The organism is Pseudoalteromonas sp. NCCP-2140 (assembly GCF_023708065.1).
Lineage (GTDB): Bacteria > Pseudomonadota > Gammaproteobacteria > Enterobacterales > Alteromonadaceae > Pseudoalteromonas.
Genome location: NZ_BRCZ01000007.1, coordinates 39,181 through 61,771 on the forward strand (window position 1 = coordinate 39,181; position 22,591 = coordinate 61,771).

Here is a 22,591-nt window from a genome sequence, read left to right on the forward strand (position 1 = left end):
AGCGTGCTCCTTATTGATTCTCTTGCTTAGTGGTAACTTTCTCGATGCGTTTTTCAAATTCACCTTTAATCACTCGGTCAATATAGATACCCGGCGTGTGAATTTGGCTTGGCTCTAACTCCCCAGGCTCAACAATTTCTTCAACTTCAAGAACCGTAATTTTGCCAGCGGTTGCTGCCATCGGATTAAAGTTCATCGCCGTATGACGATAAATGCAGTTACCGTAGCGATCTGCTTTCCACGCTTTAACTATCGCAAAGTCGCCAGTAATGCTTGGCTCTAATAAATAATCGCGACCATTAATATTGCGAGTTTCTTTACCGTCAGCCACCGGAGTACCGACACCCGTTGCGGTATAAAATGCAGGAATACCCGCACCGCCCGCTCGCATTTTTTCAGCTAAAGTGCCTTGCGGTGTGAGCTCAACTTCAAGTTCACCATTTAATAGTTGCTGCTCAAATAGCGCGTTTTCACCAACGTAAGAGGCAACCATCTTACTGATTTGCTTGTCTTCAAGTAGCACTCCTAAACCAAAACCATCAACGCCACAGTTATTCGATACCACTGTTAAATCACGGGTGCCTTGACGTTTAATTTGCGCAATCAGTCCTTCAGGAATACCGCATAAGCCAAAACCACCGGCTATCACTGTCATGCCATCTTCAAGACCAGCCATCGCTTCGCTGTAACTTGTAACTACTTTATCAAAACCTGCCATTGGCTCCTCCTACTGTGCAGTCCAACCGCCATCAATGGCGATTGCTTGGGCGGTAATATTGCGTGCTGCATCGGCCATTAAAAAGCTAACGGTATGCAGGATCTCATCTAAGCCGATAAATGCTTTTTTCGGCATCGGTGCTAGCATAATTGTGTCGATCACTTGTTGCTCCGAAATGCCATGTTCTTTAGCTTGCGAGGCAATTTGTTGCTCCACAAGCGGTGTTTTTACATACGCTGGGCACACGGTATTAATCGTGATGTTGGCATCGCCAGTTTCAAGTGCCATGGTTTTAGCAAAGCCGATTAAGCCATGTTTTGCAGCGATATAAGCCGACTTATATTTAGACGCCACCATGGCATGAATTGAGCCAATATTAATGATGCGACCAAAATCTTGCTCACGCATGCGAGGGAGTACCGCCTTGGTCATCATCGCCGGGCCAACGAGCATAACTTGCTGTAAGAACTGCCATTTATCAGCCGGAAAATCTTCAAGCTTTGCAACATGCTGAATACCTGCATTATTAATAAGTACATCAATTGGCTGATTAAGCTCAGTGAAAAACTGCTCTATTGCATCACTATCAGCCACATTGAGTGCATACCCTTCGGCGCTACCACCTTGCTCAACAATGCCTGCTGCCGCTTGTTGTGCTGCTTGCTGATTTAAATCAGTCACAATAATAGTGTGACCTTGCATCGCCAGTTGCTGGGCAACATATAGACCAATACCACTGGCTGCACCGGTAATTAAAACTGTTTTGCTCATCGGGCTACTCCTCTAAAAACTCACTGATAAGCTGCGCTTTAGGGGTGATTGAGAAAATACCATCAAGGTGTCCCCAGCCCCCTTCAATTTCTGAAATCTCAACGTCTTTACCTGCCGCTTTCATGGTGTCAAACACTGTACGCATGTTTTCAGGGCGAAGCAGTAAGTCATTCGTTGCGGGTAGTAATAATGTTTTGGCAGAGACATTTTTAAGTGCCGTTGTTAAATCACTTTGCATGCCAGCGGTAAATAACTGTGATGCCCGGACCAAATAAAGTACATGGTTGGCATCTTGCGTTTTCGCTCGTGCCATTGCGCGCTGAGCGAGTACTTGGTTTAACTTAGGCAAGGTACGAATATCTTTTAATGCACCTTCATCCAATACATTAAAGTCAGGGAAGCTCGCGTTATAAATAATAGGATGCATCGCATCTTGCGTAATATTAAGCATGGTTGCCGCTAAGCCATCTAGCGGGCGCTGTTTGCCGTAGTAATTACCTTGCTGCCAATTTTTATCTAAACGAATTGGTAACGCCCATTTTTCAAGTGCAGCGACTGTCCATGCATCCATCGTTGCAGCGCCAATCACATGAATTAAACGCTCTACTTTATCTGGGTAACGTGTTGCCCACTCAAGTGCTTGAAACGAGCCCATTGATGCGCCCATCACAGCATGTAATTTAGTGATACCTAGGCTGTCGAGTAAACGCTTTTGCACATTCACAAAGTCAGTAATCGTAACCACAGGAAAATCTAAGCCATAAGGTTTGCCTGTTTTTGGATTAGTTGATGCAGGGCCAGTGGTGATTACATTTTCATCATGCCAGTTGGCATTCACTAAAGTATCTGAGCTAATCACATAATATTTATTCGTATCGATAGCTTTACCTGGGCCGATAATCGCATCCCAATAACCCGGTAGGGCATCATCCGCTTTATATTTACCTGCAGCATGAGAAGTACCAGAGAAATAATGAGTGATTAAAATCACGTTATCTTTATTGGCGTTTAGTTTTCCGTAGCTTTCCCAGCCAATATCCACTTGCTCTAACGTCACACCAGACACGGTGGTAAAATCTTTTGTCGTAAAATGCTGTTTTTCCACCAGCATGGTGTCGGCTTTATTTGCAGCGCCAAACGCAGTGCTACTAAATACAACCAGCCATAGCAAAATTATTAATTTGGTTTTCATTGCTGTTCCTTAAAAGATAATAAAGAGTCCAAGTGCCAATGCGACACCGATAAGCGGAATAACCGCAGTGAGTGCTGCCATTGACCAATACGCTCGTTGATGCGTTTCTTTACAGATAGCGCGTATTGTTGTGACCACATAACCATTATGCGGCAAGGTATCGAGGGCTCCAGAGCTAATTGCCACTACTCGGTGCAGTTGTTCAGGGTTTACACCCATGTCTAAATAACCCGGTGCGACAAGAGGTAATGCAATAGCTTGCCCGCCAGAAGCAGATCCTGTTAAGCCGGCAATTACACTGACCGCAACCGCAGCACCAACCAACTCATTCCCCGGCATATGGGTCATCACATCGACAGCGGCGGTAAATGCTGGTGATACTTTCGCCACAGCGCCAAAGCCAACCACAGCAGCAGTATTACCGATTGCCACTAAAGCGCCAGTTGTACCAACATTAATGGCGTTACCCATATCGTGAAAATGCTTGAAGTTAATAATCACAATACTCAGTACACCACCAAGTAAGGCAACAATAAGCGCTGTTTGCTGTAGTACATCATGTAGCGTAAATGATAAAAGTAGCACCACGATCAGCGGGATCACACCCGTAATTGGATGCGGACGACGACGCTCAATAATGACAGGATCATCATCGCGCGCTTCAAAGGTTTCGCCGTTAGCAACGGCCTTTTTGATCATCTTGTTTAACCAAAAGTAACCTGCTGTCGCCATGAATATAGCCACCACTAAGCTCACTTCCCAAGCCGCATAGGGTGACGTACCAAGGTGTTTAACCGGGATCCAGTTTTGAATTTCTGGCGAGCCTGCCGAGGTCATGGTAAAGGTCACCGAACCAAATGCCAGTGTTGCTGGAATAAAGCGGCGCGGTAAGTTTGCATCTTTAAACAGACTTAATGCCATTGGATAGACAGAAAACGCAACAATAAAGACGCTCACGCCACCGTAGGTTAAAACTGCGCAGGCAATCACAACCGCAAGAACGGCGTGCTTCATACCTAGTTTACCCACAATGTAGCTCGCAACACTGTCTGCAGCACCGGTGTCTTCCATGAACTTACCGAATAAAGAACCCAGTAAGAACATAAAGAACCATGCGCTTAAGAAGCCTGCAAAGCCATCCATATAGGCGTTAATAAAGTTTGTATCTGCCGATACAGGGAAAATGGCCATGCCACTACTAAGTGCAACTAACAGTGCACAGATTGGCGCAGCGATAAATAAATTTACCCCACGCAGCGTTAAAATGATCAGCAGTATTAAACCGCCTAACAGTCCTATCATGCTCAGCATAGACATTCCTATAATTATTGTTATTACACAGATGAGGTGACATCGGAATAATGCTTTCAGTCTTACCCTAAGCGTTCAAAAAATACATAACACTAAGGTACTATCTGCTTTAAAAATAGCTTAATTGCTTGATAAATAAAGGGCTGTGGCGGGTATAGCACTATGGTACTAATTCAATTTCTGCAACTATCTTCTACATTAATTGACAGGTGACACGGGCAAACCTTATTAAGTCTTCGGCAACATCAATGTGAGTGGCCATAAGACTAATGACAACAATAACAAGGAATACAACATGATAAAGCTTAACCCAAAAGTCGCGCCACTTACTCTGGCTGTATCACTTGCTTTGGCAGGTGTCAGTGCTCAAGCGGCAGAACAAGCCGAACCTGCAGCAAAAAAAGGTGAACTTGAACGTATTCAGGTAACAGCACGTAAAACTGTTGAAAACCTGCAAGAAGTTCCTGTTGCTGTAACCTCAGTGGGTGCTGAAGAACTGGCTGAAAATGGCATCGTCGTTATGACCGAAGTTCAACAGTTCTCGCCAAATACCACCCTGCAAGCAAGCCGTGGTACTAACTCTACAATTACCGCGTTTATTCGTGGTGTAGGTCAGCAAGATCCTCTTTGGGGGTATGAGCCAGGCGTAGGTATTTATATAGATGATGTCTACCTTGCTCGTCCACAGGGTGCCGTGCTTGACCTTCTTGATGTGCAACAAATCGAAGTATTACGTGGTCCACAAGGGACGCTTTACGGTAAAAATACCATCGGTGGTGCCATTAAATACGTCACCAAAGAAATGAGCGGTGATGCAACCTTAAATATTCAAGGCACTGTAGGTAGCTATAACCAAAAAGATTTAAAAATTACTGGCCAATTACCAATTGTTGACGAAAAGCTTTACGTGGGCTTTGGTTTTGCAACGCTTAACCGTGATGGCTTTGGCGAGTTTTTAACGTCTTCTCTTGATAACCAAGACCGCGAAAACTACAACAAAGACGTAACCGCAGCTCGCGTTACACTCGAATACACTCCGACTGACGACTTATTCTTCCGTTTCGCGTGGGATAAAACAGAAGACAAATCAAACGCAAAAGGTGGTTACCGTTTACTACCAAGTATTCTTACTGATGCGCCAGTTCCAGACAGCGTGTATGACTCTTACACCAGCTTACCAACATGGAACAAGGTTGAACTAGAAGGCTATAGCCTAACTGCTCGTTGGGATATGACTGACCGTACTAGCATTAAATATATTGGTTCAAGCCGTGAGAGCTACTCACCAACGAATATCGACTTTGATAACACGTCAATTCAAATTTTCGATGTACCTGCTATTTACGATGATGAGCAAACCACTCATGAGTTACAGCTAAATCATCAAGGCGATAACTATAAACTGGTTTCGGGCCTTTACTACTATGATGGTGAATCTTGCGGTCAATTCCAAGCTATCTTAAAAGTATTAGGTCAGGCACTAGGTGGCCCAAGCTTAACTCGTGAAACAGGTGGCTGTAGTAATTCAAACAGTAAAGCAGCGTATATCCAAAGCTCGATTGACTTAACCGATAAATGGTCAATGACACTCGGCGCACGTTACACTAAGGACAAAAAAGAGGCGAATGTTTATAACGGTTTAATTTTTGATACAGTCTACCCTGAATCAGATTGGATCCCTGGTTACACTCGCTCAGAAGGTCAACTTGTACCAACGGTACTCGATGATGAAGAAGAATGGTCACGTTTCACACCGCGCGCAGGTGTTGAATATCAGTATTCGAACGACATCATGTTCTTTGCAAGTTATGCGCAAGGCTTTAAATCAGGTACTTTCAACCCACGAGCAAGCACGGCTGAGCCTGCTGCAAAGCCAGAAATCGTTGATTCATTCGAAATCGGTATGAAGAGTGAGTGGAACAACAACTTACGTGCAAACGTCACCTTATTCTCACTTGACCATAAAGATCGCCAATATATTTCCGTCTTACCTGGTGAAACAGATGCAGATCTAAACCAGCGTTTAGGTAACATTGGTGAGTCAACATCAGATGGTATTGAGCTTGAGCTTAACTATGTTGCAACAGAATCACTCAGCTTTGATGCATCAGTAGGTTACATCGATAGTAACTTCGATAACGTAATTGATTACGACCCAGAAACCGGTGAAGCATTCGATAAATCAGACCGCTTTACGGTATCAAACACACCTGATTTAACCTTTAATCTGGGTGCAACGTACCGTATGTACACAGAAATGGGTGACTTCGTCATCAATGGTAACTACTACCACAGAGGCGACTACGCGCTATTCGAAGAAGATAGCCTATTAACGCAAGATGCTTACGGTATCTTTAATATGGGTATCACTTGGTACAGCACAGATGGTCACTGGACTGCAGGTCTTTACGGTAAAAACTTAACGGATGAAGAGTACATGATTGGTGGTTACCAATTCGTGGCACCTGATCCAACAGACCCAACAGATATCAGCAAATACACTCCAGGTTTAGGTGGTGATAATACCCTGATTGGTTACTACGGCGACCCTCGCACTGTAGCCTTCACTGTTGGTTACCGTTTCTAAAATAGAATCTAAATCCTTGTGTGAGAAAGGTTTGTCTGAAACTTCCCCTCAGGCAAACCTTGTTTCAAAAGGCAAAATCACTTATAACATAACGCATTGGAGAATCGAGGGAATGTCTTTAGCTGTGAACACCATAATCGCCGATGATCACCCGTTATTTAGAAGTGCGCTGCGTCAAGCTGCCGCGACATCAGTGCCTGAAGAACATATTAAAGAGACCAGTGACATTGATGGTTTGTTTACACTGTTAAGCGCTCACCCTGAGATTGAACTAATATTTTTAGACCTTACGATCCCAGGTGCAAATGGCCTACAAGCCCTTTCGCAACTGCGTAACCACTACCCTGATATCTTAGTGATCATGGTCTCTGCCAATGAGACACCCGCCATAATCAAACAAGCGATGAGCCTTGGCGCTGCTGGCTATATTCCTAAGTCATCTTCTTTAGATGTCATCAGTGAAGCAATTAGCCATGTACTCAATGGCGACACTTGGTTACCACCTGAAGTAGATTTAACTGATGTGGTGATCAACGACGAACAAAGCGAATTTGCTCGTAACCTCGAAAAACTAACCCCCCAGCAATACCGCGTACTAGCGATGATTGCCGACGGTTTATTGAATAAACAAATCGCCTTTGAAATGTCGATTCAAGAAACCACAATCAAACAACATGTGTCAGCGATTTTACGCAAACTCAATGTTTATAACCGTACTCAAGCGGGCATTTTGTTCAACCAGCTTTCACAGGTTGGCAAAATCGAAGAAAGCTAATTTAAGCATTCACTCCCAGTTTTAAAACTCGCTTTCCCAGTAGTGGGAAAAGCTCACGTTCAAAAAAAACAAAAAGTTATTACTTTTCAATATCTTAATTTTTGGCACAAAACTCGCCTTAGCTAATCCATGATTATTTATATTTCTCAGTATCATGGATTTAGACAGCACACTAAAACGCAAACCTCAGCAATCAAAAGCTAAAAAATGGCTTATGGCTGCAGCCATGGGCGTGTCGGCTCTTGGCGCTTTAATGGTGTATCAATGGGCTACACCCACTGTGGTTGCTGCAAGCCAACTGCAAATAGCAACCGTAGAACAAGCCGATTTTGTGGTAAAAATTCGTGGCTTTGGTCGTTTAAAGCCAAAGTATCAACGTTATTTAACCAATACCGACACCGCAATGGTCGAAGCTATCCATGTTTACCCCGGCACTATCGTTAAAAAAGACACGGTGATTTTAAGCCTCGTCAACCCACAGCAAGCGCAGCGTTTATCGGTCGCTCGGCTAGAACTTGCCCGCCAAAAAGCCAGTGTTAATGAGCAAAGAATTAATCAGCAGAGTGAGCTACTTGAGCGCCAAGCAAATCTCGCCATATTAAAAAGTGAGCTGCAAAGCGCAGAGCTTAGAGTCGATGCCGAAAGCAAACTGATCGAGCAAGGGATTGTTTCAAGTCTCGATTACAAACGAAGCATGCTAAACGTTGCACAGCTTACAGAGCGCGTAAGTATCGAGCAGCAACGCCTTGCACAGCTTAAAGAAATGCACTTACAACGTAGCAAAATACAGCAAGAACTATTAAGCCAATTTGAGCTTAATTATCAAGTTGAGCAACAGGCTTTTGATCAGCTGCAAATAACGGCAGGTATCGATGGCATGCTGCAAGAATTGAATGTTGAACTTGGCCAAAACCTCGTGCCGGGTACCCGCCTTGCGGTGGTTGGCTCAAATAAAGCACTCAAAGCAGAGCTAAGCGTTAAGCAAGCAGATGCCGAAAAAGTGGCACTCAATATGGCAGCGAAAGTAAACACCTTTAGCCAAGCAGACCACAGTGAAGTTGATGCCAAAGTCACCCGAATTGACCCTATTGTTACCGATGGTCGAGTTATTATCGAACTTGATTTACAAGGCACACTGCCTGCTAATGCTCGACCCGATTTAAGCATTGAAGGCTATGTCGTTAGCAACATTATTCCCGATGCATTAACCATTAACGTGCCACAAAAAGCACAAGCTCACAGCGAAGCCACGCTGTTTAAACTTAATCCAAATACCCAGTTAGCAACGCCAACCAATATCGAATTTGGTACACTCAGTGACAATCAAATTCAACTTTTGAGCGGTGCCACCGTGGGCGAACAGCTGATCATTTCAGACCTTTCTAAATGGCAGCATTTGGCAACAATAAAAATCGAACAGGACAGTTTATGAAAACCAACACGCTTATCTCATTAAACAAAATCGCCAAAGTTTATCGCGGCCAAAATGTTGAAACCTATGCATTAAAAGACATCAGCCTGAATATTAACCAAGGTGACTATATCTGCATTAGCGGCCCATCTGGCTGTGGTAAATCGACGCTACTGTCATTATTAGGCTTACTCGATAGCCCAACTGCTGGCGACTATTTCATTAAAGAAGTCGATACAAAAACACTCGATATGGATCAGCAAGCTGAACTTAGAAACCTTCATATTGGTTTTATATTTCAGTCGTTTAACCTAATTGATGAATTATCGGTATTTGACAACGTGGCACTGCCGCTCACTTATCGAGAGCCAGCCATGAGCCCAAGCGAAATTGAGCTTGCTGTAAAGCAAGCCCTTGATGAAGTTGAGATGGGCCACCGTGCTCAGCATAAACCAAATCAATTATCTGGTGGTCAGCAACAGCGTATTGCTATTGCCCGCGCACTGGCTGGCAAGCCAAGCATTTTATTGGTGGATGAGCCAACTGGTAACTTAGATTCAAAAAATGGTGATGCCGTCATGGACTTGCTTGATGAGCTGAATAAAAAAGGCACCACGATTTGTATGGTAACCCATGATTTACGTTATGCCGGACGTGCAAAGACGCAACTTAAATTGCTAGATGGTGAAATTGTTTCCTACTCTGAAGCACGCCAAGCACCTAGCAGCGACACTGCTGAGCAAGTACTCGAAAGCGCCGAGGTGATGTAATGAAATTAACCAAAACACGCGCCCAATTAAGCTTAGCGTGGGCATCATTAATGAATGCTCCGGGCTTTGTCACTGCGGTTATCGCAACGCTTGCTTTAACATTAGCCACCTTGTTTGTGGTGCTTAGCCTTGTTAACAGCTACTTTTTAAAGCCCCTTGATGTGTACGATGAAAGCCGCATGGTGGTGGTTGAGCAATCACTTACTTATGATGACTACGATGCCACCGGCTTTCAAAGCTATCAATCGATGGTGCATTGGCTTAAGCATAATCAAAGCTTTGAACAAAGTATGATGATCAATGCAGGTGAGCAAATCTTTGCAAACCTAGATGGCGAACCGAAAGAACCAGTGCTGTATGTTGGCGGCAACTATTTTGACTTATTAAACACACCATTTTTAATGGGACAGGGTTTTGACCTTGGAGAAACGCTGGAAACTCCTGATGATCGGGTCGTTATATCTGCCAATTTTTGGCGCAAGCATTACAACAGCGACCCGAACATCATTGGTAAAACACTTTCAGTCATGGCGGGTGAAACCGATTATGTTCACCGTATCGTCGGTGTTGTTGATGATTCATTCAGCCCACCTTACATGTTTAAAGCAAGCGATGTTGAAGTATGGTTTCCATCAAGTGCTGACCGCCGTTTCTTTCACAATGATGATTGGCAAAGCCCATGGACAAACACTTTTAAAAACCTAAAACTGATTGCAGTTTTAAAGCCTGGGGTCACCATAGATCAAGTTAAAGTCGATTTAAAACAGCAAATTGATACGGTTAAATCAGAGTGGCTAAACAATGGTGGTATCACCGATGTAAAACCTGAAGTAACCCCGTATCGTGACGTTGAGCTGGGTAATAACGATGACTTAAGCTTAATGATGTTAGCCGGTGCAGTAGGACTACTGATTATTGCGGTACTTAATGTAAGCACTTTGTTTTTCTCACGCGCTCTTGCTCAACATAAAACTCTCGCCTTACAGGCGGTATTAGGTGCAAAACGCAGCACGTTATTTAAAAGTATCTTTTTACAGTCACTAATTTTAATGACCTTATCGGTAAGCATTGCGCTGTTTTTATCGGTATGGGGCATACGTTTATTTAAAGTATTGGCAGAAGGACGATTACCACTGGTTAACAGCTTGGCGGTTGATAGCACGTTGGTCATTGTTGCCATCATACTGTGTATTGCTCTTGCTTATATTTTCTCTGTAATTACAGCGCGTTTGGTGAATTACAAAACCCTAAATACGCAAATGCAGAACAGTGGAAAAGGCGGGGTTTCGCAGGTATCTGGCCGTACAGTGCGCATTTTAATTGGCTCACAAATGTTTGTTGCCGCACTGCTTGTGAGTTTTTCGGTGATGGTAGTGAGTAAAGCCATGGGCACGATTAACCGCCCACTCGGCAGTGATACCGAAAACCTGTATTTTGCCAACCTGTTCCAGCCAAATAATCAGATGTCATTGGCGGAGCGCTACGAACATATGCTGCAATACAAGCAGGTTTTGCTTGATAGCCAAGGCATTGATGATGTTGCCCTAGGTCACAGCCCTGTTTCGCAAAGGCAAAACGCCAACACCCTGACTGATGTAAACGGTAAAAGCTCAGTTTTCTTCCCTAGTCAGTGGGTAGGGCCTGATTACTTTGCTTTAGTTAACACCAAAATTCTCGCTGGCCGCACTTTTAGTGAACAAGCTATACGTGGTGAAACCAACGAGATACTGGTGTCAGTCAGCGTGGCAGAGAACTTATTACCAGGCCAAGACTATCGAAATATCATTGGCAAGAGCTACCAAGGCTTAGAAGAAAAGATGTATGAAGTGGTGGGTGTAACCGAAGACTTTAATCACCCTAAATACTACGATGAGTCGTTTGGTCGTCACATTTGGTGGCCAGCAACACCGTATAGCTACATGTTTACTATCAAAGCTTCTGATGGCGTTAAGCTGACTAATAAACAAATACTTAATACGCTAAAAGAAAAGAACAGCGACTTAACCATGTGGCAGTTTAATGACCTGCAACAAGAGTACGACAATTTACTGTATATGAGCCGACTGACCGTGGTTCTGTGTAGTACCTTAGCGCTATTTACTCTATTATTAGCAGCAATCGGTATTTTTGGGGTACTGAGCTACAATCTGGGCCTGCGCCGTTATGAGTTTGGTATTCGTATGGCATTAGGTGCGAAAAAAGCACGCTTATTCAAGCTGATGAGTGTTGAAGCTATTATCCCTGTGCTCATTGGTTTTGCGGTTGCTCTCGCCGCGGTAATAGTGGTTTTTTACATGTTACAAGGACAGCTAATGTCTTGGCTTATACTTGATGTAAGACTGCAATTACTCGCTTGGAGTATTACCTTATGTATTGCGCTATTCGCTTGCTTTAGACCTTTGGTTTTACTGCTTAAAGCAAAACCTATGGCCGCACTACGTAACGATTAACAGCACAAAATGGTGGCTTAAGTTTTAGCTTAAGCTGCCTCAACAGGATAATAAGAAAACATCATGGACAAAATATTAGTCATAGACGATCAAGCTGATGTACGTCTGGCTGCTACTGTTGCATTACAACAATTAGGCTTACACTGCCTTGAGGCCGAAGGCCCTGAACATGCCCTTGAATTATTAAAATCGGAGCACATTAGCCTGATTTTGCTTGATATGAACTACAAGCTCGACACGACCTCAGGTGAAGAAGGGTTACGCTTTTTAAAGCAACTAAATCAATTAGGTTCGACCATACCTGTCATTGTGATGACCGCATGGGCCAGCATTGATGTTGCCGTTAAAGCCATGCAATTAGGGGCAGTCGACTTTGTTGAAAAGCCATGGAATAACTTGCGCTTAACCGCCGTTGTACAACAACAACTCAAGCTCAAGCAAAGTAATCACGACAACGCGTGCTTAAAGGCGCTTACCAGTGACACACAAGCACATTACATAGCTCAATCAGAAATCATGCAGCTGTTGCTTGCCAAAGCTGAGCGCGCAGCTAAAACCGATGCCAGCATTTTAATTACCGGCGAAAATGGCACTGGCAAAAGCTTATTGGCACATTATATCCACCAGCACTCGCTCAGAGCTGATAAACGCTATGTAAGCGTGAATGTTGGCGCCATTGCCCCGACGCTATTCGAAAGTGAATTATTTGGCCATAAGAAAGGCTCTTTTACTGATGCCAAAGAAGACCGCCTAGGACGTTTTGAAATTGCCGAAGGCGGCACCTTATTTTTAGATGAAATTGCGACTTTAAGCCTTGAGCTACAAAGTAAAATGCTCCGTGTGCTAGAAAGCAAAGAATTTGAAGTGCTAGGCTCAAGCCAAACCAAAACCGCCAATGTTCGCATTATTTCTGCCACCAATAGCGAATTAGCTACAGCTATTGAGCAGGGTGAGTTCCGCCGTGATTTATTATTTAGACTCAATACCATTGAACTGCACATTCCACCGCTTCGTGACAGAAAAGACGACATCGCTCCCTTGGCAGAACACTTATTGTTGGTGCATGGTAAAAAATATCAACGCGCGAATATGGCGCTCAGTGATGACGCTCTAAGGGCGCTAAAAAATTACAGTTGGCCTGGTAATATTCGTGAGCTAAGCCATTGTATTGAACGCGCGGTGATCATGAGCGATAACAACAATATTCAAGCCAATGACCTCATTTTAGATCAACCAAGTTGCGAGCAAACAAATAGCAATGCCGAACAGGCTTTGCCACTATTGCCCCTTGAAGAGCTTGAAAAACAGATGATTCAAAAAGCACTGCTGCAATTTAATGGCAATGTTATCGCCGCAGGAGAATTTTTAGGGTTAAGCAAATCGGCGATTTATCGTCGCATTGATAAACATCAGCTCGATTTAAAAGAAGTAGAACGCTAAATGAGTAACAAGTTGTCGTTAGAGCAGCGTATTCGACGCTATTTTTATATGCTTATAGCGGTGCTATTAACGCTTGGTATTGCCCTTTCGCTCAGCTTAAAACTAGATTGGTTTGCTAGTATCAGCCTATTATTGCCGTTTATCGGGATAAGCGCTTTTGCTTTAATTAAAAGCTACCGTGCGATCACCGATGTGGTTGAACGCTTTGGCCTGCAACTAGATGCATTGGCAAATGACGAAAGTAATAGTTGGCATTTAGCGTCTTATCAAAGTGGACGAGTCGCAGCGCTTAAGCAAGATTTTGCCAAGCTCAGCAATAAAATAGCCAAGAACAAACGCCATTATATGCAAACAGAAGAGTTTGTTTTTGAGTTTGCCAGCATGCTGGACTTACCCATCGTTATACTAGACCCCCATGGCTTAATTTACTTTAGTAATAAGGCGTTTATAAACAGTATTAGTCATCGCCAAATTGAAGGTAAGTCGGCCAGCGACTTAGGCATTGCTCTGCATGATGGCGAATGGCAACAAAACAGTGACTCACTGTTTAAACAACGCTTTCAAATCTCATCGCAGACTTTTTGGCGGACCGGCAGAAACTTTGAATTACTCACCTTCTTTTCAATTGAGCAACAGCTTCGCGATAATGAACAACTTGTTTGGCAACGGTTAATTCGAGTGTTAAATCATGAAGTACGTAACTCACTCACGCCGATTTATTCAATGAGTCAATCATTGCAAACCCTTAAGCGCCAAGGGCAAATTAGCAGTCACGATGATCTCGCCCAAGATATGCTGCAAGTTATAGAAAAGCGCGCTCAACACTTGCTTGATTTTGTAGCCAGTTACAGTGCGTTTGCAAAGCTACCACCCGCACAAAAGCAGGCAATCAGTAGCGAGCAATTAAACACACGTTTAAGTGCTATTTTTCCTGAACTAGTAATAAATAGCAGCGAAGAATTACATGTTAATGCCGACTTAGGCCAGCTAGAACAAGCGTTGATCAACCTGATAAAAAATGCCTTTGAAGCAGGCAGCAATTCTGCCCCTAACCTCACTTGGTCAAGGCAGGGTGATAGCTTAAATATTGCAATTAGCGACCAAGGTTGTGGCATTCAAAACCCCGATAACTTGTTCGTGCCATTTTACTCAACCAAAGCAAATGGCACAGGTATAGGACTTGTGATCACCCGAGAACTTGTGCGCAACCAAGGCTTTGAATTATCAATAAACTCAAAACCCCAGCAAGGCACAGAAGCTACAATTACGGTGCCCAGATAGCTTATTTTACAAATGTGGCTTTCACACGCTTAGATAACAGCATGTAAGGTCCCCAGATCACAGCTTGAATAAGCCCTCTGATAATCATAGTTCTAACTTCATCGTCGAACACGTCGACATCGGGCACAATTAAACTAACCGCATAGGCATCGAGAGCAATAAACGCTAATCCACCAAATAATATCGCTAAGTACCAACTTACAAATGCTTTCTTATGCTTAAAAAACAACACAATTAAATAAAGCGAAGCTAAAAATAGTGCTGCATTAAACACCATTTCAATGATCAGTAAAGGCTCCCAAAGCGGATGATACATATCACCAAATTGCGATGTTAAGCGTTGCCACATCTCGGTCGTGAAAATGGGTTTAAAGGTATTAATTGATTCGATAAATACTCTAAAAGGGCTGAGTACCACACCTATCGCCACTAGAATAAGCCAACCTTTTATGCCAACTAAGTCATCATTTTCGGGGCTTTTAGCTTCTGGTGTTTCGATTTGATTTTGTTGTTTTGCTTCTTCCATGAGTTGTCCTTATTATTTTTATTTCTTCTACTATACGCTTATTTTTCACTTCCAGATAAACCTAAATAAAAAACAAAACTTCAGTGCCATTTTCTAGGCATTTATATGAACCAAATTAAAAAAGCCCTAAATAGTGAATTTTATTTGGCTCAAGCCGTGAAATTCAGTAATTTGTCATATAAAACTAAACGTAATTAGAAAATAACAATGAAATGGATGCACTTACAACTTAAGCTACTGGCTGTTTTTTTATTCTTTGTGAGCTCTTTTGCAGCCGCTGAAGAGTATCAGGTTGCACCCGCAGCTAACTGGGTAAAACACCATGAGTTACTTACCCCTGAGATACCTCGAGACCAAATACGAGACGGGACTTTCTACCTGATGCTCGACACTCAGCTTCAGGTATCTGAGCAAGCCCCACAGCAACGCTTTAATCGCACCGTAATGCAAGCGGTCAATCAGTCTGGGGTTGATTATATAAGCCAGCTGAATATTGATTTTGACCCAAATTATCAATCTCTTACGCTCAATAGTTTAGGCATTATTCGTGACGGCCAATATATAGATAAACTAAATAGTGCCGAGCTTCAGGTGTTACAGCGCGAGACCGACTTAGCAAGTCGTATATACAATGGTACCTTAAGCCTAAATGTCATTATTGATGATATGCGGGTCATGGATATTTTAGATTACAGCTATACGGTTTCGGGGAGTAATCCGGTTTATCAACACTTCAGCACCATGCGCACACTAAACTGGTCGGTGCCGATAGTGCAGCAATTTATGCGGGTAAAGTGGCAAAAGCCTTCGCCCTTATATATCAACTTTATGAATGGTGAGTCGCCAGTTACTAAAACCAAGCTCGATACGGGTTTTGACTACCAAATTAGCCAACACAATGAGCCGACCCTTAGCTCTGCAAGCGAAGTACCGCATTGGTATTCGCCTTACAAAGAGGTGTATTTTTCTGAAGTAAATAATTGGCAAGAGGTAGTCAATTGGTCGTTACCTTTGTACCAATCAGCCATCGAAGTGAGCCCAGCTATTGACACAATTGCTCGTCAAATTAAGTTTCAACATGCCGATTTAGAGTCTCAAATTGTGGCTGCCCTGCGCTTTAGCCAAGACGAAGTACGTTATTTGGGCCTAGAAATGGGCACCAACTCGCACCAGCCTACTCCTGCATCAGAAACCTTGGCACTGCGCTATGGCGACTGTAAAGACAAAACCGTCTTGCTCATTTCTTTACTTAAAGCGCTCGGCGTAGAGGCTCATCCAGCTTTAGTTAACACTGAAGACAGAAAACGTACTGCCAGCTTACCGGTCTCTCCTAGCTTGTTTGACCATGTGATTGTCACCTTAGAGCACCAAGGTAAGCGCTATTGGCTTGATCCGACCATTTCTTACCAGCGCGGCGATTTAGAACATTTAGCTCAACCGAACTACGATGTAGCGTTAATCATAAAGCAAGGTGAAACAGGCTTTACAGATATGTTCACAGAGCCTGCCCTAAAACGCATACAGGTTTTTGATAATTATCAGATCCCAGAAGGTATTGATGAGCCAGTTAATTTCTCAACTCAATATAAATACGGCGACTTTGAAGCAATTAGCCGCCGCAGTTCAATCGCTAAAAACAGCTTAAAAAGCGTAGAAGATGATTACCGCGAATATTATCAAGATACCTACAAAGGCTTACAAACAGCCAAACCTATGCTGGTTGAATCTCCAAAGGACACCGGTCAACTAATTACCAATGAGTATTATATTATTGATGACTTTTGGCGACCTGAGGGTAATGATTTTCAAAACGACTTTTACGCCAGTGAAATTCAAAATTCAGTTTATAAGCCAGAACAGCGAGAGCGTAACAATGCACCAATGTGGTTTCGTTACCCAAATAATATCGAAACAACCATAAAGGTTACGTTTACGGATACTAATTGGCAGTTTGATGATGAGCAGGTCACAGTCGACAACCCATTTTTTCATCTCGAGAAACGCGTGACATTTAAAGACTCGGTGTTGACCTTATACTTTGATTACAGTGCTAAGCAGGATCATATTCCAGCCGATCAAATAGACCTTTACCTAAGCGAGCGTAAAAAACTCAATAACGCGACCCATTTCGGCATCATTAAATACGGCACAAATAGCTCAACAACCACACCAGCGGATGACGAAACCAACTGGTATAGCGTTTTTATTTTAAGTTACTTGGCGGCAATCATCTTTTTCATCGCGGCTTGGCGTATAGAAGCAAGTAACCGCCCGGTTTTTGCTGAGCAACAGTTCTACCCTGTCAGTAACAGTAAGTTTGTTATTTACAGCTTATTGAGCTTAGGAATATTCATTCACTACTGGAGCTATCGCAACTGGAAAGCGATAAAAGAGCAGCAACAAAGCCATATTATGCCGATTGCTCGAGGGATATTCGCACCACTGTTTTTTATTCCGTTGTTACTTGAACTTTGCAAGCACAGCGAACAAACCTTTGGCAAAAATAAGATCATGCCCGTCGCGGTTGGGTTCGTGTTATGGCTGGCGATTATCATTTCTGAAGTCGTAAGCTATAACTGGGAATATGGTAGTTGGCTGTTTTTAGTTATACCTATTCTATGGTTGCCACTGGTTAATTACATTCAAAACCTCAAGCAACCAGAACAGGCTCTTGAGTACCACTCTCAGTGGCGAGCGAGGCAGGTTATCATTTCGATATTCATGTTGCCTTGGTTATTTTATGGCTTAATTTATGAGCTATATTTGTTGCCAAGCTCAACCATAGTAACCGGCGATAAGCTTTGGTCATATCAAGTTAACTTTCTAAAAAGAAAAGAAATTATTCCTGCCAACGAGAATGTGCACTATTTTTATAGTGACGCATTTTTCGATTTTAAAACTGATGGAAACGGCATCACAGAAAACACCATTTTTAGTTACTGGGAAAATGAGCAAGGTGTGCTCGAAAAAGATCAACGCCGCTTTAGTGACATTAAAGAGATCAACGTTGATTATGCTAAAAGCGCCCTACTAACCACCACGGTAACTGTCATTGACCACAATGGTGATGAAATGCTGTTATTTTTGAGCCATGAAGATGACTTAGATAAGAAGTTTGTCGCTGAGGTAGAGCGCTTAATTAAAGCCAATACCCCAACAACTGAGCAAAACGCAGATTAAGTCAGTCGCTTAATCATGCGCTTTAAGGCAGGCGCTTTCAGAGGCTTATAAAGTAATGGGTAGCCCGCATCGAGCACTAACTCGCGTATGCCTTCGTCATGATTCGCAGTATTCACGATGGCAGGTAAGCGTGTTAGTGCCGCTTGTTCAATCACTTCTAGTCCTGTTACCCCATCATCCAGCTGATAATCAATAATCAACAATTGCGGCAGGGCTTGGCTTGCCTTTAACTGCTCAAGCTCCGCTAAGTTAGTGGCTGTTGAAATTTCACAGCCCCAATTCTCGAGTAGCTGCTTTAATGCCTCTAACACGTTGCGGTCGTTATCAAGCAACCAAATACGCAATTGCCCCAGCTCTGTTTCTTGTGATGCCTCAGCACCTTTCGCTTGCGCTGGCGCAGCACTCACTTTACAAGGCAGAGTTAGGGTAAATTGCGTGCCTTTACCAAGCTCAGACCCCATCACTAGGGGGATTTTAAGTAAGTCACATATACGCTTAGTGATTGCCAACCCTAAGCCTAACCCCTCGGCGCTTGGCTTTGCACCAAGCTGTTTAAACTCTTGGAAAATAGTTTGTTGATCGCTCGATGCAATACCAATCCCTGTGTCTTCAACAATAAAGGATACATGGTCATCGTCGTACTGCATTTTTAAGCGCACTTCACCTTGCTCGGTATAACGAATCGCATTACTCAAAAGGTTACGCAGCACTCTTCGCAGCAGCGCTTTGTCGGTATGCAGGCGCACATCACAGGTTTCAATAATAAACTTTAAGCCTTTTTCGCGGGCAAGGGCTTCGTAGTCATTACGCAGTGGCTCAACCAACGAGCTGGCAGCAAACTCGCTCATTTGTACTTTAAACGAGCCTGAATCGAGCTTGGTTAACTCTAAAATACTCGATAACAACTCTTCGGCGCTGCCTAATGAATTCTTAATATTCATCGCCAGCTCTTTAAGTTCGGTGTCTTGGGCTTTTTCATTCATTAAAGAACAAAACAAACTCGCAGCATTGAAAGGTTGCAGTAAATCATGGCTGGCAGCGGCAAAAAAGCGCGTTTTACTGACCGTTGCTTGTTCCGCCACTTGCTTTGCCATCGACAACTCTTGGTTTGCTTGAGTCAATGCCAAGGTGCGTGCTGCGACTTTTTCTTCGAGGCTAACATTTGCTTCGGTTAACGCTTTTTGTTGTTTTACGAACTCGGTAATGTCGGTATAGGTTGTTACAAAGCCGCCACCTGGCAGTGGGTTACCTTGCATTTCAAACACGCGGCCATCATTGTGCGAGCGCTGATATTTATAAGCGCTGCCTTGGCGTAAATAGGCTAAACGTTTTTCAACTTCGCTGGTCATGCTCTCGCCGCTGAATAGGCCGCGCTCGGCATTAAAACGAATAATGTCGGCAACAGGGCGGCCTATGTAAAGCGCATCATCTGGGTAGGCGAACATGTTTTTGTAGCCTTGGTTCCAAGCTACCAAGCGCAGCTCACTATCAACTACACTGATCCCTTGCTGAATGTTTTCGATTGTTGATTGCAGTAAGTCACGATTAAATTTAAGTACTTGGCTTGCTTCATCAACAAACTCGGCAACCTGCTCTAGAGGCTGGCGCTGCTCATTTTTCGCCACATCTAGAATAAGCCGTGCCGATGCGCCGCCGATCACCGCAGACATCTCGCGCTCAACTAATAGCTCTAACTCGACATTGGCAGGGCGCTTCCACTTACTTTTATCATCCGGAAAGTAATGATTTACCAAAGACTGTGCCGCTTCTTTTTCGGCAAATCGTTGCAATAGCGCACCTAGGTCATGGTAGCTCAAAGGCTGTAGATGATTGCTTACCTTCGAATCATTCAGCTGCGAAACAAACTTATTACTCTGTAAGCGTTCAGCCAAGGTTGCACGACTAAATAGCGGCACTAAGAAATACACTAAACAGTTCGCACCTAACGATAGCAATAAAGCTTGGCTAATGCTTTCCATGCCTAATGAGAATAAATCGGTTGGTGCTAACCAGCTTATTCCCCATGGTCCATTCACAAGCCATAAGCTATCGCTTCCTAAACCTCCGGCGATATTCGGTAGTAAAAGTGTATAACCCCAAATAATAAAACCGCTTAAAATCCCCAATTGCGCGCCGCGACACGATGCTTGTCGCCACCATAAGCCTATGATCATGGCCGGCGAAAATTGCGCGACTAAGGTGAACGACATCAAACCCACATTGGCAAGGGTTGTACTTTCGCCCAGCACTCGGTGAGTGAAGTAACTAAGCAATAGAATCAATACGATAACGATTTTACGCGCATGTAATAGGTTATTTTTATCAAGCCCGCGACTACTCGATGTAAGCTGGGAACGGCGTAAAATAAACTGGTTAATAAAGTCATTAGTGATCATCACTGAAAGCACAATTGATGACACAATCACCATACTGGTTGCCGCTGAAAAGCCACCTAAAAAGGCTAATAACGCCACAAAGGCATCATCAGCCGCCATGGGTAAAGCCAATACAAAGGTGTCGTAGCCGACTTCTTGACCTTGAAAGTAAATTAATCCGGCGTATGCAATCGGTAGAATAAACAGGTTAATAAGTAAGAGGTAAATCGGAAATAGCCAACGCGCCGAGGCCAGCTCTTTATCGTTATTTTTTTCGATAAAGCTCATGTGGAATTGTCTTGGCAAACATAAGGTCGCCAAAATACCAAGCAAAGTATGAGCAACATACACATAGGTTGGACTTTGTGTGGCAGCCACTTGCTGATCAATATTTAGGTCATGCGCTTTTTCAAACAGTGCCACTGGGCTGTCGAATAAAGCAAAGCACACATACAAACCCACCGCTAAAAACGCCAATAATTTAACCACAGATTCAAAGGCAATACTGGCAATCAAACCTGGGTTATGTTCGCTGGGCTTTAACCGCCTCGCGCCGAATAAAATAGCAAACAGTGCCAATACAATCGTGATGTAAAAAGTACTATCGGCCCATACTTCATGGCTTTGTGTGGCAGCGCGGTCGGTAAGTAAGTTGATACTTTGTGCAGTTGCACTTAGCTGCAAAGAGATATAGGGCACAATGGCAATCACTGATATCAATGAAATGAGCCCAGACAAACTCGAAGATTGACCATATCGGGTCGCAATAAAATCTGCCATTGAGGTTATTTTTTGCTGCCGACAAATATGCGCTATGCGGCAATAAACTTGCCAGCCAAAAATGAATAGCAAAATAGTGCCAGCATAGGTCGGAGCCAACCACCAGCCGTTGTATGCAGCTTGTGCTGTGGTACCAAAAAACGCCCAAGAGGTGCAATACACCCCAAGTGATAAACCATAGGTTAAGCCTTTAAAAGGCAATACTTTTCTTTTATCAGCCCAGCCTGCAACCGCAAATAAAATTGCCAGATATACAATTGCAAGAAGGCTTATTGACCAAATTGAGAACATCGCATGTGATTATTTTAATTGTTATAGCCCCAGCATAGTTTTTATTGCACGTAATTTACAGCCTAACTTTAGTGCTAATGCATTGTATTACGGAAGTTTAAAAAACAAACACAAAGAAATGAGAATTATTTTCAATTGAGTGTTGACAGCCACGTAAATCTAATTGATAATCACTATCAACAAGACAATAAAGTGTTATGACTTGTTCGGAATAAACTGATTTGTTTCTCGACCCTGAAACACGTGTGGCCCACGATAAAGCTAAGATCGCCTGTTGCTAATCGCAACGCCCCTTGATATTGGCAACAGGTGATCGCCCTACTATTTACTTGCTACATTGCTCATATCGGTGACGGTAGATATGAAACTCAAAAAGCCCTTACAGGGCTTTTTTTATGTCTAAAATTCGTACCAAACCTGCAAGCCAAACTAAATGAGAATTATTTTCAAAAAGGTGTTGACAGTATTGCAAACCTAATTGATAATTAATCTCAACAAGCCAAGCGAAGTATGATGACTTGTTCAGATTAAATTTGTTTCTCTACCCTGAAACACGTGTCGCCACGTTAAAGCTTTAGCTTATATGTTACTAATCGCAACGCCCCTTGATGTTGGCAACATGTGAGCGACCCTACTTATTTTACTTGCTACATTGCTCATATCGGTGACGGTAGATATGAAACTAAAAAAGCCCTTGCAGGGCTTTTTTTATGTCTAAAAATTAATGCATTAA

Annotated in this window: 14 protein-coding genes; 8 read left to right on the forward strand and 6 right to left on the reverse strand. The window is 43.2% G+C overall.

What is annotated here, in order from left to right; all coding sequences use genetic code 11:
• Nucleotides 1–10: 10 nt before the first annotated feature.
• The 4 genes from NFU46_RS14625 to NFU46_RS14640 are packed head-to-tail and all read right to left on the reverse strand — an operon-like array spanning nt 11 to nt 3,992.
• Nucleotides 11–718, reverse strand: a complete 708-nt coding sequence (locus NFU46_RS14625; protein WP_063527828.1) for a CoA transferase subunit A — start codon at nt 716–718, stop codon at nt 11–13.
• A 9-nt stretch (nt 719–727) separates the two neighbouring features.
• Nucleotides 728–1,489 (reverse strand): 3-hydroxybutyrate dehydrogenase, encoded by a 762-nt coding sequence (locus NFU46_RS14630; protein WP_054552326.1) that lies wholly within the window; start codon nt 1,487–1,489, stop codon nt 728–730.
• 4 nt (nt 1,490–1,493) lie between these two features.
• A complete protein-coding gene (locus NFU46_RS14635; protein WP_251602777.1) occupies nt 1,494–2,681 on the reverse strand; it encodes a homoserine O-acetyltransferase in 1,188 nt (395 codons plus the stop codon).
• A 9-nt stretch (nt 2,682–2,690) separates the two neighbouring features.
• Nucleotides 2,691–3,992 (reverse strand): GntP family permease, encoded by a 1,302-nt coding sequence (locus NFU46_RS14640; protein WP_054562937.1) that lies wholly within the window; start codon nt 3,990–3,992, stop codon nt 2,691–2,693.
• A 295-nt stretch (nt 3,993–4,287) separates the two neighbouring features.
• Here NFU46_RS14640 and NFU46_RS14645 point away from each other — a divergent pair, with 295 nt between their 5' ends.
• The 7 genes from NFU46_RS14645 (at nt 4,288) to NFU46_RS14675 (ending at nt 14,706) form a co-directional block, all read left to right on the forward strand.
• A complete protein-coding gene (locus tag NFU46_RS14645) occupies nt 4,288–6,579 on the forward strand; it encodes a TonB-dependent receptor (RefSeq protein WP_251602779.1) in 2,292 nt (763 codons plus the stop codon).
• Nucleotides 6,580–6,691: 112 nt separating this feature from the next.
• On the forward strand, nt 6,692–7,354 hold the full coding sequence (locus tag NFU46_RS14650; protein ID WP_054562939.1) for a response regulator transcription factor: 663 nt from the start codon (nt 6,692–6,694) through the stop codon (nt 7,352–7,354).
• A gap of 154 nt (nt 7,355–7,508) precedes the next feature.
• A complete protein-coding gene (locus NFU46_RS14655) occupies nt 7,509–8,786 on the forward strand; it encodes an efflux RND transporter periplasmic adaptor subunit (protein ID WP_251602781.1) in 1,278 nt (425 codons plus the stop codon).
• Nucleotides 8,783–9,535: an ABC transporter ATP-binding protein gene (locus tag NFU46_RS14660; RefSeq protein WP_130050224.1), complete on the forward strand. Its 753-nt coding sequence runs from the start codon at nt 8,783–8,785 to the stop codon at nt 9,533–9,535. The genes NFU46_RS14655 and NFU46_RS14660 overlap by 4 nt, the downstream gene beginning before the upstream one ends.
• Complete coding sequence (locus NFU46_RS14665) at nt 9,535–11,985, forward strand: ABC transporter permease (RefSeq protein WP_251602783.1); 2,451 nt, start codon at nt 9,535–9,537, stop codon at nt 11,983–11,985. Before NFU46_RS14660 ends, NFU46_RS14665 begins: the two co-directional genes overlap by 1 nt.
• A gap of 63 nt (nt 11,986–12,048) precedes the next feature.
• Nucleotides 12,049–13,425 carry a sigma-54 dependent transcriptional regulator gene (locus NFU46_RS14670; protein ID WP_251602785.1) on the forward strand — a complete coding sequence of 459 codons (1,377 nt, stop codon included), beginning with the start codon at nt 12,049–12,051 and terminating at the stop codon, nt 13,423–13,425.
• Nucleotides 13,426–14,706, forward strand: coding sequence for a PAS domain-containing sensor histidine kinase (locus tag NFU46_RS14675; RefSeq protein ID WP_251602787.1), 1,281 nt, complete (start codon nt 13,426–13,428; stop codon nt 14,704–14,706).
• A gap of 1 nt (nt 14,707) precedes the next feature.
• On the opposite strand, the gene NFU46_RS14680 is transcribed toward NFU46_RS14675, so the two are convergent.
• Complete coding sequence (locus NFU46_RS14680; RefSeq protein ID WP_063529420.1) at nt 14,708–15,232, reverse strand: DUF2569 domain-containing protein; 525 nt, start codon at nt 15,230–15,232, stop codon at nt 14,708–14,710.
• Nucleotides 15,233–15,439: 207 nt separating this feature from the next.
• Between NFU46_RS14680 and NFU46_RS14685 the strand changes: the two genes are divergently transcribed.
• Nucleotides 15,440–18,412 carry a DUF3857 domain-containing transglutaminase family protein gene (locus tag NFU46_RS14685; protein ID WP_251602789.1) on the forward strand — a complete coding sequence of 991 codons (2,973 nt, stop codon included), beginning with the start codon at nt 15,440–15,442 and terminating at the stop codon, nt 18,410–18,412.
• Here NFU46_RS14685 and NFU46_RS14690 read toward each other — a convergent pair.
• Nucleotides 18,409–21,858 (reverse strand): PAS-domain containing protein, encoded by a 3,450-nt coding sequence (locus NFU46_RS14690; protein WP_251602791.1) that lies wholly within the window; start codon nt 21,856–21,858, stop codon nt 18,409–18,411. The two genes, NFU46_RS14685 and NFU46_RS14690, sit on opposite strands and share 4 nt — an antisense overlap.
• Nucleotides 21,859–22,591: the final 733 nt, after the last annotated feature.

Bases quoted from the DNA above. Each gene is read 5' to 3' on its own strand.
- NFU46_RS14625 (WP_063527828.1), bottom strand. From the start codon at position 718: ATGGCAGGTTTTGATAAAGTAGTTACAAGTTACAGCGAAGCGATGGCT.
- NFU46_RS14630 (WP_054552326.1), bottom strand. From the start codon at position 1,489: ATGAGCAAAACAGTTTTAATTACCGGTGCAGCCAGTGGTATTGGTCTA.
- NFU46_RS14635 (WP_251602777.1), bottom strand. From the start codon at position 2,681: ATGAAAACCAAATTAATAATTTTGCTATGGCTGGTTGTATTTAGTAGC.
- NFU46_RS14640 (WP_054562937.1), bottom strand. From the start codon at position 3,992: ATGCTGAGCATGATAGGACTGTTAGGCGGTTTAATACTGCTGATCATT.
- NFU46_RS14645 (WP_251602779.1), top strand. From the start codon at position 4,288: ATGATAAAGCTTAACCCAAAAGTCGCGCCACTTACTCTGGCTGTATCA.
- NFU46_RS14650 (WP_054562939.1), top strand. From the start codon at position 6,692: ATGTCTTTAGCTGTGAACACCATAATCGCCGATGATCACCCGTTATTT.
- NFU46_RS14655 (WP_251602781.1), top strand. From the start codon at position 7,509: ATGGATTTAGACAGCACACTAAAACGCAAACCTCAGCAATCAAAAGCT.
- NFU46_RS14660 (WP_130050224.1), top strand. From the start codon at position 8,783: ATGAAAACCAACACGCTTATCTCATTAAACAAAATCGCCAAAGTTTAT.
- NFU46_RS14665 (WP_251602783.1), top strand. From the start codon at position 9,535: ATGAAATTAACCAAAACACGCGCCCAATTAAGCTTAGCGTGGGCATCA.
- NFU46_RS14670 (WP_251602785.1), top strand. From the start codon at position 12,049: ATGGACAAAATATTAGTCATAGACGATCAAGCTGATGTACGTCTGGCT.
- NFU46_RS14675 (WP_251602787.1), top strand. From the start codon at position 13,426: ATGAGTAACAAGTTGTCGTTAGAGCAGCGTATTCGACGCTATTTTTAT.
- NFU46_RS14680 (WP_063529420.1), bottom strand. From the start codon at position 15,232: ATGGAAGAAGCAAAACAACAAAATCAAATCGAAACACCAGAAGCTAAA.
- NFU46_RS14685 (WP_251602789.1), top strand. From the start codon at position 15,440: ATGAAATGGATGCACTTACAACTTAAGCTACTGGCTGTTTTTTTATTC.
- NFU46_RS14690 (WP_251602791.1), bottom strand. From the start codon at position 21,858: ATGTTCTCAATTTGGTCAATAAGCCTTCTTGCAATTGTATATCTGGCA.